An 18,380-nucleotide genomic window follows, 5' to 3' on the forward strand; every position below is an offset into this window, starting at 1 on the left:
GCGGAGCTTGTCCCTGCCCGTCGTTGAATAGAATCGTTGAGACGGCGCAAACGTGCGGGCGGGGGCAAGCCCCGCCCCTACCAATCCCCACTCTACTTCAGCAACTGGTACACCAGCAGGGCTGAAAAATAGGCCAGCCCGGTCATGTACACCATCTGGAGCATGGGCCATTTCCAGCCTTTAGTTTCGCGGTAGGTGGTGGCCAGGGTGCTCATGCACTGCATGGCAAACACGTAGAATACCAGCAGGGAAGCCGAGCGGGCCGTGGTGAAAAATGGCTGACCGTCTACGTCCTTGGCCAAAGCCAGCTTCTGCTGCACAGTACGCATGTCGGCGTCCTGGCCCACGCTGTAGATGGTGGAAATGGTGCCCACAAAGACCTCCCGGGCCGCAAACGAAGTCAGCAGCGCAATACCGATTTTCCAGTCGAAGCCCAGGGGCCGGATGGCGGGCTCCAGCGCCCGGCCGAACACGCCGGCGTAGGAGTTTTCGAGGCGGATGGCGGCCACCTGCATGTCGGTTTCGGCGGCGGGGCGGCCCTGGGCGGCGGCCTGCTGCCGCACCTGCGCTTCGGCCTTTTCCAGGGTTTGGCCCGGCCCGAAGGAAGCCAGCACCCACAGCATCACCGAAATGGCCACAATCACCTTCCCGGCCTGAAACATGAAGGTTTTGACTTTCTCTACGATGGTGATACCCACGTTTTTCCAGCGCGGCCACCGGTACACCGGAAACTCCATGATGAAGTAGCTCCGCTCCTTGGTTTTAAGCAGCAGCTTCATGGCCAGTGCCGAGAAAATAGCCGCGAAGAAGCCCAGCAGGTACAGCCCCATCAAGGCAATGCCGCGCAGGTTGAAGATACCCAGCACCGGCTCATCGGGCACCACCAGGCCAATCAGCACGGTGTAGATGGGGATGCGCGCCGAGCACGACATGAGCGGCGTGACGAAGATGGTGATGATTCGGTCCTTCCAGTTTTCGATGGTGCGGGCACTCATGATGGCCGGCACGGCGCAGGCCACCCCCGAAATCAGCGGCACCACGCTCTTGCCGTTCAGCCCGAACTTGCGCATGATCTTGTCCATCATGAACGTGACGCGGGCCATGTAGCCCGTTTCCTCGAGCACGGCAATAAAGGCAAACAGCAGGGCAATCTGGGGCACAAACATGAGTACCCCGCCCAGCCCGGCCAGCACGCCCTCCGTGAGCAGGTTGATGAGCGGGCCGTCGAAGTTGGTTTGAATGAGGCTGTTGATGAAGGCAATGCCCCGGTCAATCAGATCCATAGGGTAGCTGGCCCAGGCAAACACGGCCTGAAACATGAGAAACAGCACCCCAAAGAAAATAAGGTAGCCCCACACCCGGTGCGTGAGTACCCGGTCGAGGCGGTTGCTGTAGGGCTCCTTGCGCTCCGTGCGCGTCACCGACACGGTATCGAGCAGGATGTCGTTGATGCGGGCGTACCGGTCGATAGTTTCCTGGGCCTGCCGCGGCGTGGCCTCAAACCCGTACTGCTGCACCAGCTCCCCGATGTACGCTTTATCATCGGCCGACAAAAAGCTGATTTGCCGGTACTGGTGCGCGTAGTGCAGGGCCAGGTAGTCGTTGTGCAGGTTGAAGTAGTAGCGGATCTGCCGGATCATGGGCAACAGGGCTTCGTCGGGCTCATAGAACCACACGGCGGGCGCATCTAGCTGCTGCGCCATCACAATCTTGAGGGCCGCAATGCCAATGCCTTTGCGGGCATTCATGGGTATCACGGGCACGCCCAGCTCCTGCTGAAGGGCCTGAATGTCAATCTTTACCCCGTGCTGCTCGGCTACGTCCATCATGTTCAAAGCCAGCACGGCGGGCAGGCCCAGGTCGGCCAGCTGCGTGAACAGCAGCAGGTTGCGCCGCAGGTTGCTGGCGTCGGCCGTGATGATGACGAAGTCGGGGTACTGCTGGGAGGTTTTGTCGTAGAGCAGGTCGGTTATTACCTTCTCGTCCAAGCTCTTGGGATAGAGCGAATAGGTGCCGGGCAGGTCGATGATTTCGGCGCGCAAGCCGGGCGTAAGCTGGGCTATGCCGGTTTTGCGGTCCACCGTCACGCCGGGAAAGTTGCCTACCTTCTGGTTTAGCCCCGTCAGCTGGTTGAACAACGACGATTTGCCGGAGTTGGGGTTGCCGATCAGCGCAATGCGCGTGAGGGCACCCGGCTGCCGATCCGCCACGGCCTCCAGCCTGGCGGCCGAAGTGGCGGCTCCGGCCCGGCCGGTAATCGTATCTGCACTGGCCATACGCAATGGCTACTCCTTCAGCATTATGGTGGCCGCCTCGTTTACCCGCAACGACAGCGTGTAGTCTTCGCCGTCGCCCACCATCACGGTGATGGGGCAGCCCAGCGGAGCCCGGCTGTTGAGGCGAATGCGCGTGCCCGGAATGCACCCCATCTCCAGCAGCTTCAACGCCATTTCCGGGTCGTTGAGGCAGCAGATCGTCCCGGCTTCGCCCATGCCAAGGTCTTTGACGCTGCGGGAAGTAGGCGGGGCGGGGGTGGAACGGGTAGACACAGGCGGTTTATCTATTTAGACTTACTTTAAACAAAGGTACGCCCCATTTGGGTTTCGGCCAAGCCGATAATATCTTTACCTCCTTCCCCGGTAGAGCACGCAAGCTATGGTGGTACTTTTCCGAAATGGAATTGTTGTTTATAAACAATCATAGATAATGGCTTTACACTTAGGGGTTTTGTTGTATTTTTGACATACAATCGACCACATATGCAACAACGTCTACTTTCCGTATTAGCCTTTTTCCTGTTCTTGCCCCTGCTGGCCTCGGCCCAGGGCACAGAGAACCGCATCACCGGCCGCATCGTGGACTCCAAAACCAAGGAGCCGATTCCATTTTCATCCATTGGGATGAAGGAAGAGCAGACCGGGGTACTCACCAACGAGTATGGCTTCTTCCAGATTGCTATGCCCGAGAAAAACGAGTCGGACTCGCTCGTGGTTATTGCGCTGGGCTACTTCCGCAAGACGGTGCCCGTTAAGCGCGGCACCAAGATGGAGGACATCTCCATCGAGGTGGTAAAGCGCGTGATTCAATTGGGCGAAGTAAAAATTGAAGGTGGCAAGGTCAAAGAACTAGGCCTCGGCTCCCGCTCCAGCGACCCAGGCGACGGGATGATCCAAGGGCAGCCGGGCAGCCAGTACGCTTTCTTCGTGAAAAACGACAAAGGCAAGAAGCTGGGCAATATTCGCTCGGTGTCGTTCTACATTGGGGAGCACGGCTTCCCGCGGGAGCCGTTCCGCGTGCGCCTATACAAGGCCGACGGCGACTATAACTCGCCCAACACCGACCTGCTGACGGAAAACGTAGTGGTATCGGCTCCCGGCGGCGGCCAGTGGTATACCATCGATTTGATCAACTACAACATACCGGCCCCCGAGGAAGGCTTCTTCGTGGCTATGGAGTGGGTTGTGAGCGGCGACAAGTTCTACACCACCAATTTTGCCGACAACTACACACCTTACGGCCAGATCATGCGCCCCACGTTCGAGTTCAAGGAAAGCCGCACCTGGAACTATAGCATCGGCAAGGGCTGGAGCCTGATTACGCTTGTGAACAACGGCAAGTACTACAACGCCATGATCAAGGCGGAGGTAGACATGATCAAATAAATGCCGGGCTTGCTTACCTGCTAAAGCCGCCGCCTTCCCAGCTTTTTCTGGTAAGGTGGCGGCTTTGGCTTTCCGGCTGGGCCAGTTGCCCGGCCAATGCTGGCCTGTCAAAATTGCCACCACTCGTCCGCAACGCTTAGAAGTTGGAGGAACTCATTGTATTTTTGGGCAGTAAACCCTGAACCATGCCGCAACGCGTACTTTTTCTATTTGCACTGTTTCTTCTGCTTCCGGCCCTGAGCTTTGCGCAGGCCAACCGCATTTCGGGCCGGGTGGTAGACCAGAAAACCAAGGAGCCCATTTCCTTTGCCTCCATTGGCCTGAAAGAAGAGCAGGCCGGCGCCCTCACCAACGAGTACGGCTTTTTCCAGCTGCCCATGCCGGACAAAAACGCCACCGACTCCCTCATCATTATGGCCCTGGGCTACAAGCGCACGGCTTTGCTGGTGCGCAAAGGCAGCAAAATGGATGAGCTCATCATTGAGGTTCCTAAGCTGCCCATTCTGCTGGGCAACGTCAACATCTCGGCCAGCAAAGTGAAGGAGCTGGAAATGGGTGCCCGCAACAATACGCCCGGCGACGGGATGATTCAGGGCATGCCCGGCAGCCAGTATGCCTTCTGGGTGAAGAACGACAAAAGCAAAAAGCTGGGCATGATTCGCTCGGTCTCGTTTTTCCTGAGTGAAAGTGGCTTCCCCCGGGAGCCTTTCCGCGTGCGCATCTACCGGGCCGATGGCAACTACAGCTCGCCCAACACCGACCTGCTGACGGAAAACGTGGTGGTGTCGGCGCCCGGCGGCGGCCAGTGGTTTACGATTGACCTGGGTGCTTACAACATCGTGGCACCCGAGGATGGCTTCTACGTAGCTATGGAGTGGATTGTGAGCGGCGACAAGTTCTACACCACCAACTTCATGGACTCCTACACGCCCTACGGCCAGATTCTGCGCCCCACATTCGAGTTCAAGGAAAGCCGTACCTGGAATTACACCATCGGCCGGGGCTGGACGCTCATCACCCTTGCCAACAACGGCCAGCGCTACAACGCCATGATCAAGGCCTCGGTGGATATGTATAAGGACTGAGAGCTTAGAGCTTAGAGCTTAGAGCTTAGAGCTTAGAGCTTAGAGCTTAGAGCTTAGAGCTTAGAGCTTAGAGCTTAGAGTGTATGATAAGGCCCCGCAATGGTTGTTGCGGGGCCTTTCTTTTTCTCTTTTCTTATATTTTGCCTGCTGACGCATTACTTAAGCACAAGGCACGAGGCACTAAACTCACTCCGCCACAAACACGCGCTTTACCCGGGCGCTGACGTTGGTGAGCAACTCGTAGGGAATGGTGCCGATGCGCGCGGCCAGCTCCGAAAGCGTGATGCCGGGGCCGAACACCTCGGCTACGTCGCCGGCTTGCACGCCCGCAATTCCCGTAACGTCGGCCATGCACATATCCATGCACACGTTGCCCACGATGGGCGCACGCTGTCCGCGAATAACCACTTCGCCTCCCCCGTTGCCGAAGCGCCGGTCGTAGCCGTCGGCGTAGCCAATGGCCAGGGTAGCAATGCGCCGCTCGTACTCCGTAGCCTGACCACGTCGGCCGTAGCCCACGGTCTGGCCCGGGGCCAGGGTTTTCACCTGCGACACGGTGGTGCGCAGCGTACTAACCGGGTGCAGGGCATCTTGCTGCTGGCCGGTAGCCTCCACCCCATACAGCCCAATACCCAGCCGCACCATGTCGAAATGACTATCGGGGAAGCGGATGATGCCGGCAGAGTTGAGCGCGTGCTTCAGTACCGGGTAGCCCAGTGCCGCCTCCAGGCGCGGGGCCATGCGGCCAAAGGCGGCCAGTTGCTGGCGCGAAAAGCTGTTGTGCTGGGCTTCATCGGCGCCGGCTAGGTGCGTGAGCAGGCTGGCCACGCGCACATTGCCAACCTGGGCCTGCAGCACGGCACACAGCTCGTCCATATCTTCTTCGGCGAAGCCCAGGCGGCGCATGCCGGTGTCGAGCTTGAGGTGAATGGGCGGCAGCGGGTGCTCCCGGGCGGCCCGCACGTACTCCCGCAGCATTTCGAAGGAGAATATTTCGGGTTCCAGGTGGCACTGGCGCAACTTCTGCAACGAGTCGGGCGAGGGGTTCATCACCATCAAAGGCAGGCTGATGCCCTGCTGGCGCAGCTCCACGCCTTCGTCGGCGTAGGCCACGGCCAGGTAATCGGCGCGGTGAAACTGCAGCAGGTTGGCTACTTCATAGGAACCGCTGCCGTAGGCAAATGCCTTCACCATCACCATGAGCTTGGTGCCCGGCTGCAGGCGGCTGCGGTAGAAGTTGAGATTGTGCACCAGCGCGTCCAAGTTCACCTCCAGCACCGTGCCGTGGATTTTCTGCTGAAATGCGGCCACAATCCGCTCGAACCCAAACCGCCGGGCGCCCTTCACCAGAATGGTTTCGTGCCGGAATGCGTCGGGCCGGAAGCTGGCCAGGAAAGCCTCCGTGTCGGCGTAAAACTCGGCAGCGAAACCGGCAAACAAACTCTGGTGGGCGCTGATATCGGGGCCGATGGCCAAGAGCCGCTCCACGCCGTGGGTGACCAGCTGGGCTGCTACCCGGGCGTACAGCTCCGCCCCCGCGAGGCCGGATTCCAGCACATCAGACAAAATAAGCGTGCGGCGACCACGCCGGGGCTGGCGCACCAGCGCATCGAGGGCGAGGCTGAGGCCAGCCAGGTCATTGTTGTAGGTATCGTCGAGGATGTAGCAGTCGTTGAGGGCCTGCTTCATTTCCAGCCGCATGGCCACCGGGTGCAGCCTATCGAGGCGGCGCTGAATTTCGGCGGGCGCCACCTGCCGCCACAATAGCACTGTGAGGCAATGCAGGGCATTTTCGAGGGAAGGCTCGTCGGCAAAAGGCACCGTGAACGTGTGCTCCTGCGGCAGCGGACGGCGCTGGGCCACGCGCACCACGGTGCGGTCGGCGCTGGCTTCCAGCACCGTTACGGCCACGTGGGCGTCGTGCGGGTGCTGCCGGCTCCAGCTGAAGGTGCGACTGGCTCCAAGCTGTTGCTGGGCCGCGGCGTGAATCAGGGCGTGGTCGCGGCAGTAGAACAGCGTATCCACCTCCCGGAACAGCTGCATCTTTTCGGCTACTTTCTCGGCGGGCGAGCTGAAACCGGCGTCGTGGGCGGTGCCCAGATTGGTGAATACCCCCAGCGTGGGCTGAATTACGGCCGCCAGCCGGACCATTTCGCCCTGCTCCGAAATACCGGCCTCGAAAATACCCAGTGTGTGCGTACGGTTCAGCTCCCACACGCTCAGGGGCACACCCACCTGCGAGTTGTAGGAGCGCGGACTTTTGCACAGCAGCTCATCCGGGCTCAGCAGCTGAGCCAGCCACTCTTTCACAATGGTTTTGCCGTTGGAGCCCGTGATGCCGAACACCGGCAGACGGAACTGGGCCCGGTGGTGGGCCGCCACCGCCTGCAAAGCCAGCAGACTGTCGGTTACCAGCACGAAGCCGGCCTCGGGGAAAGCGGCTACGCCGCCGGGAATTTCCCGGGCGCTATCCACCACAAACTGCCGCACGCCACGCTGGTAGAGCTCCGGCAGGTAGCGGTGGCCGTTGTGCTGCACCCCGCGAATAGCAAAAAACAACGACCCGGCCGCCACGCCCACCCGCCGACTGTCGAGCAGCAGGTACTGCACCGAAGCCGCCGGGGCGGCCGGAGCCTGAAGCAACGTGCCGTCCACCAGGGCCGGCAAATCAGAGAATAGCAGCATCCGGCAAAGGTACGACGAGGTGCGCGGTACAGTCGGCACCGGCGCATCGAAACCGTTGCGGTACCTTTGGCTTCTTTCCCGCTTCCACCCCACCCCTTCCCCGTTGTCTCGTCATCATTCCGCCGCACTGCTGGCGTTTCTTATCTGGGGCTTTTTCCCGATTCCGCTGAAAGCCCTGGCTTCTTACCCCAGCGGGCAGATTCTATTATTTCGGGTGCTGGTGTCGCTCGGGCTGCTACTGGTTGTGAACCTGCTTTTGCGGCGGGCCGCCGTGCGCGGGCTGGTAGCACAGTTACGGCAGGCTTCGCGCCCGGAGCGGCGGCGCGTGCTGGCCCTGGCTGTGGTCGGGGGCCTGCTGCTGGTGGGCAACTGGCTCTTGTTTATTTACACCATCAACCAGGTGAGCGTGCAGGCAGGCTCGTTTGCTTACCTCATCTGCCCTATTCTCACGGCACTGCTGGGGTTTGCGGTGCTGCACGAGCAACTGCACCGCGGGCAGTGGCTGGCCATCAGCCTGAGCGCGGGCAGCTGCACCCTGCTGGGTATGGGCGACTTCCGCTCCTTGGGCCTCAGTGTGGTAGTAGCCCTCACCTACGCCTTTTACCTGATTTCCCAGCGCCTGCTGCGCGACTACGACAAGCTGATTCTGCTGATGCTGCAGCTGGTGCTGGCAGCCATTATCCTGGTGCCATTGGCGGGCCTGCTGGGCGCCAGCCTCCCACAAGGCCTGCACGATGCTTACCTGCTGCGCATGACGGTGGTGCTGAGCGTGTGCTTCACCATCATTCCGCTGTTTCTCAATCTTTACGCCCTCAGCGCGCTGCCCTCGGGCACAGTAGGCATCCTTATGTATGTGAACCCGCTGGTGAGCTTTGTGCTGGCCTTCCTGTATTTCCACGAGGCCGCTACCCTCACCCAAGCCGTAGCCTACACCGTCATTCTGGCCTCGGTAGTGCTCTATAACCTGCCGCGGCGTTAGCTGTGTTGCTAACCGTTGTCCGTTGTTATAGCCGATTCACGAACGATGTAGCGGCTGTGTAGAGACGCATACTTGCGTCTACTTGTTGAACAGTATGCGGCGCAGACGACGAGACGCAAGTACGCGTCTCTACACCGTTCACGAAACCGCTATAGCACTAGACACCCATTCATACATCTGACAACTAACAACCAGAAACCCTTAAAACCCTGCCCCGACGCGGATGCCGGTGCTAAGCTGCTGGCCGGAACGCAGGCCGGTGTACACATCTACCCGGAATACCTTGAAGATGTGCTCGATACCGGCACCCAGCTCTACGTAGTGGCCCACGGCGGGCGTGCTGAGGTAGTTGAAAGAAGCTACTTCCTGCCACTTAAGGCGGCGCAGCAGCGGGATTTTATTGAGGAAAAACCCGTTGAAGTGGTGGTTGACGTGGGCTTCCAGGTAGCGCTGCCGGGTGCTGAAGCGGTAGTAGTCCAGCAGCTGAAACTGGTCGAAGTTGGCGGCAAATCCGGTGAGGTTGCCCGAAAAGTGGCGGTAGTCCATAAACGACAGGCGCGGGTTGCCCAAGAAGCCGCCCACGGTACCATCGAGGTGCATTTGGCCCAGGAGGCCCAGCTCCAGGTCCTTGCGCACGCCGGCCTCCAGGCGGGTGTAGCGCACGTCGGAGCCCAGCACGCCGCTTATGCCCTGCCGCCAGGCCGCACGCAGCCTGGGGTATTTCGAGCCCATGTTGAACTTGCCATCGGGCCGGGTCATGTACTCCTGGCCGGGCTGCCAAGTCAGCTCCGCGAAGGCGGTGAGCGACTGGTTGCGGCCAAATGAAGGATCGGGCAGCTCTTCGTTCACGGGCACGTTGGGCGTGAAGGCGCGGCCGGGCACGTCGATGACTACTTTGTTGCTGTGGTTTTGCAGCTCACGGCGGTCGGCGTAGCCCAGGGCGGTGCGCAGCATCAGGCCATTTACCAACTCGTGCCGGAAGTTGATTTCTCCCCCGTCGCGCTGGTAGTACTTGGCGTAGTTGCGGTTGCGCAGCAGCGTGTAGCTGGTGTTGATGAAGGGCGTGAGCTGGGTGGCGGGGTCGAAGTCCTCGATGGTGCGGCCCACCATAAAGCCCACCCGCGTGAATGACAGCGGCCGGAACGTGTAGCCCCCGGCCAGGCTGGGGCTGAACAGACGAGCCCCAAACCCATAGCGCAAAGCCGGCGTGAGCGAGTAGCTGCGCCGGTCTTCATAGCGCTGGGTATAGGTAGCCTCCAGGTTCAGCGTCACGCCTTCCACCGTGTTGTAAAGCAGCCCGTTGAAGATGGAAGAAACGTAGATGGTGCGGCGGCGGAACGAGTTGGAGTAGTTGTACCCTGTGAGCAGCACCTGCGCCGGACTTAGTTGGTTGCGCTTGCGGTCCAGGGAGTCCTGGTAGGGCCGGGAACGTTTGATGACCTCGGCGCTGTCCTTCACGTGGTAGTCCTTGCGCTCCTCAGCCGTAAGCGGAATAGGCCGCACCTCGTTCCAGAATGTGGAGTCCCGCTCATTTGCTCCCTTCTCGATGCGCAGGACTTCGCCTTTGCCCAGGGGCTCCACCCCGGCCACGGCTTCGGGCTGAGCCTCCACCGCTTTCACTTGCTCCCGCACCCGGCGCTTGAGATTGGGCAGGCTGGGCCGCTGCTTTTTCACCTCGGCCACGGTTTCGCGGGTTATCGGGGCATCGGGTTTGGCGGCGGCCACGGCTTCTGCCTTCTCGGTGGGCCGGGCTGGGTAGATGGCCTGCACGCGGTAGTTGCTGAACACGGCATTGAAGGAGCCGCTGCCTTTAAAGCCCATGCCCTGCCCGGTCATACTCAGCTTCTGCGACTGCAGCACCCACACGTCAGGGCGGCTGGGGGCAGGCATAAACTGCTGCTCAATGCGGATGGACTCCACGTACTCGATACCGGCGTTCTGGCCCAGACTCAGATCAAGGCTGTGCAGGTGCCAGTCGCCGTCGTTGAGGTAGATGTAGCCCGAAAAGGCCGGGTCGTTGCGGTGGCGCGGGCTCACTTTGATTTTATGGATCTGGCGGCCGTTCTGCTCGGTGGTGCCCACCAGCTCGTAGCGGTAGAACAGCATGGCGTTCTGGGCAATGGGCGACACAAAGCCCCGCTCCGAAAACCCCGACTGCAGCAGATTGTCGTAGAAATTGAAGCTGCGGCCCGAGGCCCGGTTGAAGCTGAAACCCCGGCTGTTGCCGCTCACCCGGGAGGCAATCATTCGCTCCCGCACCACGTTGGGTTGCCGGAACGTCAGCTCTGATACCGATTCCGACAAGTAAATAACGCCCGGCTTCAGGCTGGGGTCAGTTTTGATGATGCCCAGGATCTTGGCCGGCACATCGAGCAGGCGCACCAGTCCTTTGAGGTAGGTGCGGGCGCTGAAGCCGGCTACCTCGGCGCGGTGGTAGCGGCGCCACTCAATGGCGTGCTGTACCAGGGCGTAGGCCGGGTCGCGGTCCTTGGCGCGCACCAGCACTTCCTTGAGCTGGTAGCTTTCGGGCAGCAGCGTCACGTCGAGGGTGGTGGCCGTGTCGCCGCCGGCTACGCGCACGGTGGTAAACTGCGGCCGGAAGCCCACATATTGGAACACCAGTTCGTAGGAGCCCGCCTCCAGGCGAAACTGGTACTGGCCCTGCTCGTTGGTGGCGGTGCTTTGGGTGGTGCCGCGCACGGCCACATTGGCAAAGGCCAGCGGCGCTTTATCGGGGCCGCTTACCCGCCCGCGCACCACGCCGGCATGCGCCGCAAAAGTCATCCACACCAATAGTAATTGCAGTAATCCAGCACGCCACATCACAAAGTCGGGTTCAGTCGTAGTTTCGGTGAAGATAGATACAAAGACTGGCCCGCGGGTTGCCAGCCGCTACCGAACCACTTGCCGCGCCCAGCCGTTACCTTGGCACTGGGCTGCACCTGCGGCGCTTTTACCTAGCTATGCAACAACGCCCTACCAAAACCTACACGCCTGCCGAAGCCCTGCAGAAAATAGCTTCTTTCTGCACCTATCAGGAACGCAACCAGCGGGAAGTGGCCGAAAAGCTGCGCAGCTACGGGCTCGATGAGGACGAAGCCGGTGAAATCATCATCCGCCTCAGCCGGGAAAAGCTGCTGGACGAGGAGCGCTACGCCAAGAGCTTTGTGCGGGGCAAATACCGGCAGAAGAAGTGGGGCCGCCGCCGCATTCAGCAGGAGCTGAAGCAGAAAGGTATATCCGACTACTGCATCAAAGCCGGTATGAAGGAAATCGACGGCGACGAGTACTACCAGAACCTGACCACCCTCCTGGAAAAGAAGGACGCTCAGGAAAAGGAGCGTCACCCGGCCAAGCGCCGCCAGAAGCTTACCCAGTTCCTCACCCTGAAAGGCTACGAGCAGGACCTCATCCGCATGGCCCTGGAAGACCTGGGCAAGCCATCCGAAGACGAGGAAGAAGATTAAGCTTACCGCACTTGCACTTATTGCGAGGAAAAACAAGCCTTATTATGCGCCGAAATAGGCCTTGTTTTTCCGCTTAACAAGCACAAATGTTGCCTACGATAAAGCAAAACGCTGCTTACTGCCTGTGCCAGCCCGATTACTTGCCGTTGTAACCTCTAGGTAGTAAGGTTCAGGGCTTGCCCTGCCCATCATTACCCTAGTATTTCCGAACGGCGCGAGTGACGGGCGGGGGCAAGCCCCACGCCCTACTGTTTCGTGACAAGTATGAATACACGAACGGTACTTACTTTACCCCGGCAAGCTAGTCTGGTACTTGGAGCGAAGCAGGCCGAAGAGTTGGGCATCCTGCCATTCATTGTAAAGAAAATACCGCTCGCGCTGGAGGCCTTCTTCCCGGAAGCCCTGCTTTTCGAGGCATCGGCGGGAAGCCGTGTTGCGCGGGTCCACGTCGGCTTCGAGGCGGTGCAGACTGAGCTCTGTAAAGGCAAATTCCAGCAGGGCGGCCAGGGCTTCGGAAGCATAACCCTGCCCCCAGTGCGCTGAGCCCAAGGCATAGCCCACGCCCGCGTGCCGGTGTTGGGTGTGAAGGCCATACAGGGTGGCGGTGCCAATCACCTCGTCGTCGGTGAGGCGGGTGAGGCCCCACTGGAACAGGCTCCGCTCCCGAAACAAGGTTTCGATCTGGGTTTGCAGCTCAGCGGCTTCGGTGGGGCTCGTAAACGCCTCCCGGCTCCAGTAGCGCATCACGGCAGGGTCAGAGAAAATGGTAAACAAGGCCGGCACATCGGCCGGGGTGAGCCAGCACAGCCGCAGCCGGCGGGTGGTGAGCGTGGGCAGCTGGGTGAGGCCAGGCAGGAACGTAGGAGCAGCAGTCATGCCGCAAGCATACAACCAGCCGGGCGCTATTGCAACCGGGGCCGGACCGGAGCCGCCAGCTGGCGCGTAAGTACTACGCGGCGGCCGGTCATGGTTTCGAGCATGGGCCGTAGAATCAGCTCGGCGTTCTGGTTGGTCTGGGCCAGGATACCTGACTGCAGGGCGGCGCGGCGTACGTTCTGCTCGGCGTACTTATAGCCGGCATCCACCAGCGCGGCATCCTGAAAAAAACCGTTCTCGACGCTGTAAACCTTGCTGTTCTTGTGGTCAATCTGCCAGGTGCAGAGCTCGGCCGGGGGCAGGGCCACGCGCACCACCGAGTCGCCTTCGAAAACTACATCCTGAGGGCGCACCTTGCGCAGGTCGAGGCAGCCGACAGCGTCGCCGGCCACGATGAGGGCCACTTTGGCATCGGGCAAGAAGCGGTACGTGCTTTTCTTGTACTCCACCACATCTTTGAAGTGGTAGCGCACCAACTCCAGCCGCCCCAGGCTCTCCACTTTCTGCAGCACCGTGTTGTGCGTCACAGTCACGCGGGGCTCGGAGCGGAGCGGGTCGAAATCAGCCAGCATAGGCTGTACTTTTTTCCAGAGAAACCAGCCCAGTGCCACCAGAAAAGCCAGGGGCAACAGGCGGCGCAGAAGACGGGCAAGGGGCATACAGAGCAGAATAGGTTGCTGAACCTACGCAAGCTGCGCGGTTTTGGCTGAGAAGGTGGCCGGGGTTTACGTATTTTGCCGGAGTCTATGCCCCTGCCCGCTCTCCCCTTTCCTGGCTTGTTGCGCGTGTCGGCCGGCCAGCGGCGCTGGCTGGCGCGCTACCACGGCTGGCTGCTGGGGGCCCTGTGGCTGCTGGTGCAGCTACTGCTGCTATGGAAGCACGGGGGCCCCCGCACCGTGACCGACAGCCGGCGCTACCTGCTCTACGCCCAGCAGATTGCGGAGCAGTGGTATTTCGAGCACGACCACAACCTGCGTTACGTGGGTTATCCAGTGTATTGCAGTCTGTGGCTGAAGGCAGGCGCGGGCTTATGGGGCATGGTGCTGGGCCAGATGGTGGTAGCGGGCCTGGCTGCCCGGGCGTTTCATCGGGCGCTGCTTCAGCTCACGGGCCGACGCCCGGTGGCCGCCGGCGCTACGGCCCTGCTGCTCTGGCCTGATGCGCAGAACCTGAACGCCTATATACTCACGGAGTCCCTGTTCACGAGTGGCATTCTGCTTTGCTTCTGGGCCCTCACGTTTGCCTCAGGCCGTTGGGGAATAATCCGTTTGCTGGTGCTGGCCCTGGCTACGGCTCTGTTGCGGCCCAATGGCTTTCTGGTACCGCTGGCGCTGGCCGGGGCAGCAGGCTGGCAGCTGTGGCCCCGGCTCGGCCCCCGGCAGCGCGGGGTGGTCGTGGTGGCGGTAGTAGCAGCTATGCCCCTGCTCTGGGTGGTGCTCAACAAGCTCCTGCTTACGTTCACGCTGATAGAAACCTACCTGCGCGGCGAAATCATCTACCTCTACCCCGGCTGGACGGTGCAGCCCCGGCAGCCGCTGCAGCTGCCCCCCGCCGATCTGGGTCCGGTTCTGCGGCTGGCATATTTCATCCTGCACAATCCGGCTTACTTCGCTCAGCTGGCTTTGCTGAAGGCCTTTGCCTTGTTCAGCGGCCTCAAGCCTTACTACTCCCGCGTTCATATTGTGGCGGCGGTGGCCGTGCTTTACCCCTGCTACTGGCTGGCGTGGCGCGGCAGTCGGGCTGCCGGGTTTCCGGGTATCGTGCGCTTTTTTCTTGTGGCTCTCATTGGCTTGCAGGCTTTGGTGGTAATGCTCACGATTGAGGACTGGGACGTCCGCTTTCTGGTGCCTATGCTACCCGCCATCTTCGCGCTGGCGGCTCTGGGTGTGGCCGAGCGGTTACCCGGCTGCCTCGGTGGGCCACCACGCGCTGCGGTTCCCGAAACGCTGTCGGAAACCCGCCCAGCCCTGTAAGCCTCCTGTATGTACGACTGCTACGGTGCTGCCCGGCCGGAAATAGTCCTGTTCCAGCAGTTGCAACACGCCCCACAGCAGCTTGCCGGTATAGATGGGGTCAAGCAGCACCCCATGCCGCGCCTGAAACTGCCGGATGAAGTCGAGCAGCTCGGCCGAAAAGCGGGCGTAGCCGCCGTGGTGAAACCCGGAGTGCAGGGCCCAGTTTGACGAGGTTGATTCAGTTCCAAGCAACCGCTGCACCTCTGCCCGCAGCAGCTCCCCTTCACGCAGAGCGGCTATGCCCACAGCTGTTTCGGGCGGCAGCAGCCCGGTTATCAGCCCGGCCAGCGTACCACCCGTGCCGCAGGCCACGGCCACGTAGTCGAAGGACGTGTGCGTGCGCAGCTCGGTGAGCAGCTCGGCGCAGCCCGGCAAGGCCAGCGCATTGGAGCCCCCCTCGGGCAATACGTAGGCCGGGCCGAAGTCATGCTGCAACTCAGTTATCCAAGCCGGCTCATGGCGACGCTGGTAGGCTTCCCGGCTCACGAAGCGCAGCTGCATTCCATCGGCCTGGGCACGAGCCAAAGTTGTATTAAGCGGCCGGTGCGCCAGCTCTTCTCCCCGGATGATGCCGATGGTTTGCAGGCCGGTAAGGCGCCCGGCGGCGGCCACGGCCGCAATATGGTTGGAGTACGCGCCCCCGAAGGTCAGGAGGGTATTGTGCCCCTGCTCCCGGGCAGCCTGCAGGTTGTACTTGAGCTTGCGCCACTTGTTGCCGGGCAGCTCCGGGTGCGTCAGGTCGTCGCGGAGCAGCAGCAGGCGGATGCCGCGAGCGGCCGCCGCCGGTTCGTCCAGGGGCTGGAGCAGCAAGGGCGCAGCAGGAGGCATCAGCATAACAAGGGAGAAACACTACGGCCCCTTATCGGCCGCTATGGTGCAAGCAGACAAGGGGCCGATGGGTTCAGCTCGGGGAAGGTGGCATCAGCCTGGGCCAACGCCACCAGCCGGTAGCGCTAAGCTACCAGCTGTTCCTGCCCTACCACTGTTTCCGGCCGGCGGCGCAACGCGTACACCACCGTGCCAAGCAGGGCCAGAATCAGCAGAATGGAGGCTACGAGCGAAACCGTATTGCCGACGGAGTACGACGTTGGCTCGAAGCGGAACTCAATGGTGTGCTGGCCGGCCGGCACCGGCATGGCGCGCAGCACATAGTTGGCCCGCACGTAGGGTGCGGGCTTGCCATCGATAAAGGCATTCCAGCCGTCCTTATAATAGATTTCCGAGAAGACCACAAAGCCGTCCTGCACGGCGTTGGCTTTGTACACGAGCTTATCGGGCGAGTATTCCGCCAGAGAAATGGTGGAGCCGACGGTGATATAATTGGTTTTGCTGAGCGGAAACTTCGCGGCATCCACTACCGCCGCTGTGGCCGGGTTCAGGCCCGTCAGCGCCTTGATTTCCTCGTCGGGCGTCTGCACTTTCTGGATTTCGCTTATAAACCAGGCATTACCCAGCGCGCCGGGGTTGCGCTGTACCTGCACGCCGCCCTGGGCCTGCTGGCTGGGCACAATCACGTAGCGGGTGTTCAGCATGTTCAGCACGCCGGGGTTGCCCTGGGCCAGCTGGCGCTCAATCAAATCCTGGTAGCGGCGCAGCTTGGCGCCGTGGTAGCCGCCAATGCTCTTGTGGAAGTAGGAGGTATTGGCTTCGTTGAAGGGGTTGGCCGTGTTGTACACCCGGTAGCTTAGGCCCTTGTCCTGAAGAATCTGTTGGTCGGCGGCCGTGGGCACAAACTGCTGGGCCACGGTTTCGCGCTGGAAGTTGTCGTCGTTGAGGTAGCGCTTATCCACGCCCCACAGGTCTACCAGCGTAAGCACACCCACCAGCGCCGCCGCCAGCGTAGCCGTGAGCTTGCGCTGCAAGTAAAACCACAGCACGGCCCCCGTCAGCAGAATAAATAGCAAGGAACGGAACACGTCCTTGTGCATGAGGGAGGCGCGGTCCTGCCGGATGGCATCGAGCGGGAAGCCCTGCTGCTGCAGTGCGCTGTCGATGGGCGAAGCAAAGTCGGCGCCCAGGCCTACCAGGTAGGCCAGCAAGCACAGCCCGGCGGTAATGCCCACGGCGTAGAGCAGGTTGCGCTTGAGGATGGCAGTTTCAGGCGCAGCTACGGGCACGGCGGCCAGCGCCGGATGTGTATTCGGTGCGGCCGCTACCACCGTTTGCGGGCGCAGCACGCGGGCCAAAGCCAAAATGGCCAGCAGCGGCACCGCCAGCTGCGCAATCACCAGGGCCATGCTCACCGAGCGAAACTTGTTGTAGCCGGGGAAGTAGTCGAAAATGAGGTTGTTGAACGTCTCGAAGTTCTTGCCCCAGGCCAGCACGATGGACAGCAGGGTAGCCGTCAGCAGCCACCAGCGGGTGCGCCGGTCGGCCACAAACAAGCCCAGCACAAACAGCAGCAGCACGCCCGCGCCCAGGTACACCGGACCGCTGGTAATGGGCTGGTCGCCCCAGTAAAGGGGCAGCTGCCGCAGTACGTCCTGCAGCTGGGCGGGCGGTACGCCCAGCTGGGCCAGTGCCTGCCCGGTGGCCGAATTCTCGCTCAGGGCGCCCTGGGAGGCACCGCCGTAGTAGTTGGGAACAAGCAGCGTAATGGTTTCGCCCACGCCGTAGCTCCACTGGAAGGCGTAGTCCCGGTCGAGGCCGGAACCCACGTTTTCCTCAGTAGCCGCGGCCGGCTGACCCGGCGCGGTGGGGGCGGGCGTCGTCAGCTCCGAGCGGCCCCGGATACTGTACTTGCCGTATTCTAGCGTGGTGTAGAGGCGGCCGAAGCTCACGCCCACGGCCAGCCCGGCCGCCAGGGCCAGCACGGCTACCCGACTCAACAGGGCCGGCAGACGGTTTTCGCGCACGGCAGCCACCAGCTCTATCACCCCAAAGATCAGCACCATCAGCAGCAGATAGTAAGTAATCTGCAAGTGGTTGGAGCGCAGATTCATGGTCAGGCCCAGCGCAAACAGGGCCGCGCCCAGCCACATATTGCGGCGCAGCGCCACCAGCAGCCCGGCCAGAACCAGCGGGGCGTAAGCCAGCGCCAGAGACTTGGTGTTGTGCCCGGCCGAGAGAATGATGAGGTTGTAGCTGGTGAAGCCCAGCGCTACCGCGCCTACCACGGCCAGTAGCGGCCGCACGCCCAACGCTACGAAAAGCAGGTAGCCGCAAAGCAGGGCCAAAAACAGGTTGGCCACCACGGCCGGCAGGTTCAGCGTGAAAATCTTGTGCAGGTAGCCCGATAAGTCCCCTGGAAAGTGGGTGCTGATCAGGTAGGTAGGCATGCCCGAGAACATGGAGTTTGTCCAGAGGGCTTCTTTCCCCATTACCTCCCGGTACTGAGCGGCCTCGTGAGCCCCACCGTTGAACTGCACAATGTCGTGCTGGGCCAGGGTTTTCCCGTCGAAGAGGATGGGGGAGAAATACACGGCGGCCAGCACCAGGAAAAACAGGACGGCCAGCAGGTGCGGCAGCACCCGCTGCCACAGGGGCGCGGGACCGGAGGAAACGGTTGTCATTCGGCGTGAAAAGAAGCTGATATAGTACAGACCCGGCGGGCGCTACGCCCGCCAAAGCAGCCCGAAGGTAGCCCGATTATTTCATTTCCCGGAACCCGG

The 18,380-nt window shown here is 61.4% G+C and carries 12 protein-coding genes and 1 pseudogene; 5 read left to right on the top strand and 8 right to left on the bottom strand.

Annotated features, from left to right (window positions below):
- Positions 1–92: 92 nt before the first annotated feature.
- Together feoB and LRS06_RS08205 are read right to left on the bottom strand one after the other, a co-directional pair.
- The gene (gene feoB, locus LRS06_RS08200) at positions 93–2,276 is read right to left on the bottom strand and encodes a ferrous iron transport protein B (RefSeq protein ID WP_257871044.1); all 2,184 of its coding nucleotides are present in this window, start codon (positions 2,274–2,276) and stop codon (positions 93–95) included.
- A 78-nt stretch (positions 2,277–2,354) separates the two neighbouring features.
- Positions 2,355–2,492, bottom strand: a pseudogene (locus LRS06_RS08205) (ferrous iron transport protein A); the annotation flags it as partial.
- Between the two features lie 267 nt (positions 2,493–2,759).
- Between LRS06_RS08205 and LRS06_RS08210 the strand changes: the two are divergent.
- Together LRS06_RS08210 and LRS06_RS08215 are read left to right on the top strand one after the other, a co-directional pair.
- Positions 2,760–3,662 carry a carboxypeptidase-like regulatory domain-containing protein gene (locus LRS06_RS08210; RefSeq protein ID WP_257871045.1) on the top strand — a complete coding sequence of 301 codons (903 nt, stop codon included), beginning with the start codon at positions 2,760–2,762 and terminating at the stop codon, positions 3,660–3,662.
- Positions 3,663–3,847: 185 nt separating this feature from the next.
- Positions 3,848–4,747 carry a carboxypeptidase-like regulatory domain-containing protein gene (locus LRS06_RS08215; protein ID WP_257871046.1) on the top strand — a complete coding sequence of 300 codons (900 nt, stop codon included), beginning with the start codon at positions 3,848–3,850 and terminating at the stop codon, positions 4,745–4,747.
- A 186-nt stretch (positions 4,748–4,933) separates the two neighbouring features.
- Here the strand turns inward: LRS06_RS08215 and LRS06_RS08220 are convergent, their stop codons facing one another.
- Positions 4,934–7,432, bottom strand: coding sequence for a bifunctional UDP-N-acetylmuramoyl-tripeptide:D-alanyl-D-alanine ligase/alanine racemase (locus tag LRS06_RS08220; RefSeq protein WP_257871047.1), 2,499 nt, complete (start codon positions 7,430–7,432; stop codon positions 4,934–4,936).
- Between the two features lie 103 nt (positions 7,433–7,535).
- On the opposite strand from LRS06_RS08220, the gene LRS06_RS08225 reads away from it, so the two are divergent.
- On the top strand, positions 7,536–8,411 hold the full coding sequence (locus LRS06_RS08225; protein ID WP_257871048.1) for an EamA family transporter: 876 nt from the start codon (positions 7,536–7,538) through the stop codon (positions 8,409–8,411).
- 201 nt (positions 8,412–8,612) lie between these two features.
- Here LRS06_RS08225 and LRS06_RS08230 read toward each other — a convergent pair whose 3' ends face one another.
- On the bottom strand, positions 8,613–11,195 hold the full coding sequence (locus LRS06_RS08230; RefSeq protein WP_257871049.1) for a DUF5686 and carboxypeptidase regulatory-like domain-containing protein: 2,583 nt from the start codon (positions 11,193–11,195) through the stop codon (positions 8,613–8,615).
- A 179-nt stretch (positions 11,196–11,374) separates the two neighbouring features.
- Between LRS06_RS08230 and LRS06_RS08235 the strand changes: the two genes are divergently transcribed.
- Positions 11,375–11,878 carry a regulatory protein RecX gene (locus LRS06_RS08235; RefSeq protein WP_257871050.1) on the top strand — a complete coding sequence of 168 codons (504 nt, stop codon included), beginning with the start codon at positions 11,375–11,377 and terminating at the stop codon, positions 11,876–11,878.
- 288 nt (positions 11,879–12,166) lie between these two features.
- Here the strand turns inward: LRS06_RS08235 and LRS06_RS08240 are convergent, their stop codons facing one another.
- Together LRS06_RS08240 and LRS06_RS08245 are read right to left on the bottom strand one after the other, a co-directional pair.
- A complete protein-coding gene (locus tag LRS06_RS08240; protein WP_257871051.1) occupies positions 12,167–12,754 on the bottom strand; it encodes a GNAT family N-acetyltransferase in 588 nt (195 codons plus the stop codon).
- Between the two features lie 26 nt (positions 12,755–12,780).
- On the bottom strand, positions 12,781–13,413 hold the full coding sequence (locus LRS06_RS08245) for a DUF4230 domain-containing protein (protein ID WP_257871052.1): 633 nt from the start codon (positions 13,411–13,413) through the stop codon (positions 12,781–12,783).
- An 87-nt stretch (positions 13,414–13,500) separates the two neighbouring features.
- On the opposite strand from LRS06_RS08245, the gene LRS06_RS08250 reads away from it, so the two are divergent.
- A complete protein-coding gene (locus tag LRS06_RS08250) occupies positions 13,501–14,727 on the top strand; it encodes a hypothetical protein (protein WP_257871053.1) in 1,227 nt (408 codons plus the stop codon).
- Here the strand turns inward: LRS06_RS08250 and LRS06_RS08255 are convergent.
- Entirely contained in the window at positions 14,653–15,603 is a 951-nt protein-coding gene (locus LRS06_RS08255) for a pyridoxal-phosphate dependent enzyme (protein ID WP_308239883.1), read from the bottom strand. The genes LRS06_RS08250 and LRS06_RS08255 overlap by 75 nt on opposite strands.
- Before the next feature lie 119 nt (positions 15,604–15,722).
- Positions 15,723–18,281 carry a YfhO family protein gene (locus LRS06_RS08260; RefSeq protein ID WP_257871054.1) on the bottom strand — a complete coding sequence of 853 codons (2,559 nt, stop codon included), beginning with the start codon at positions 18,279–18,281 and terminating at the stop codon, positions 15,723–15,725.
- Positions 18,282–18,380: the final 99 nt, after the last annotated feature.

Origin of the sequence: Hymenobacter sp. J193 (genome assembly GCF_024700075.1) — a bacterium.
Lineage (GTDB): Bacteria > Bacteroidota > Bacteroidia > Cytophagales > Hymenobacteraceae > Hymenobacter.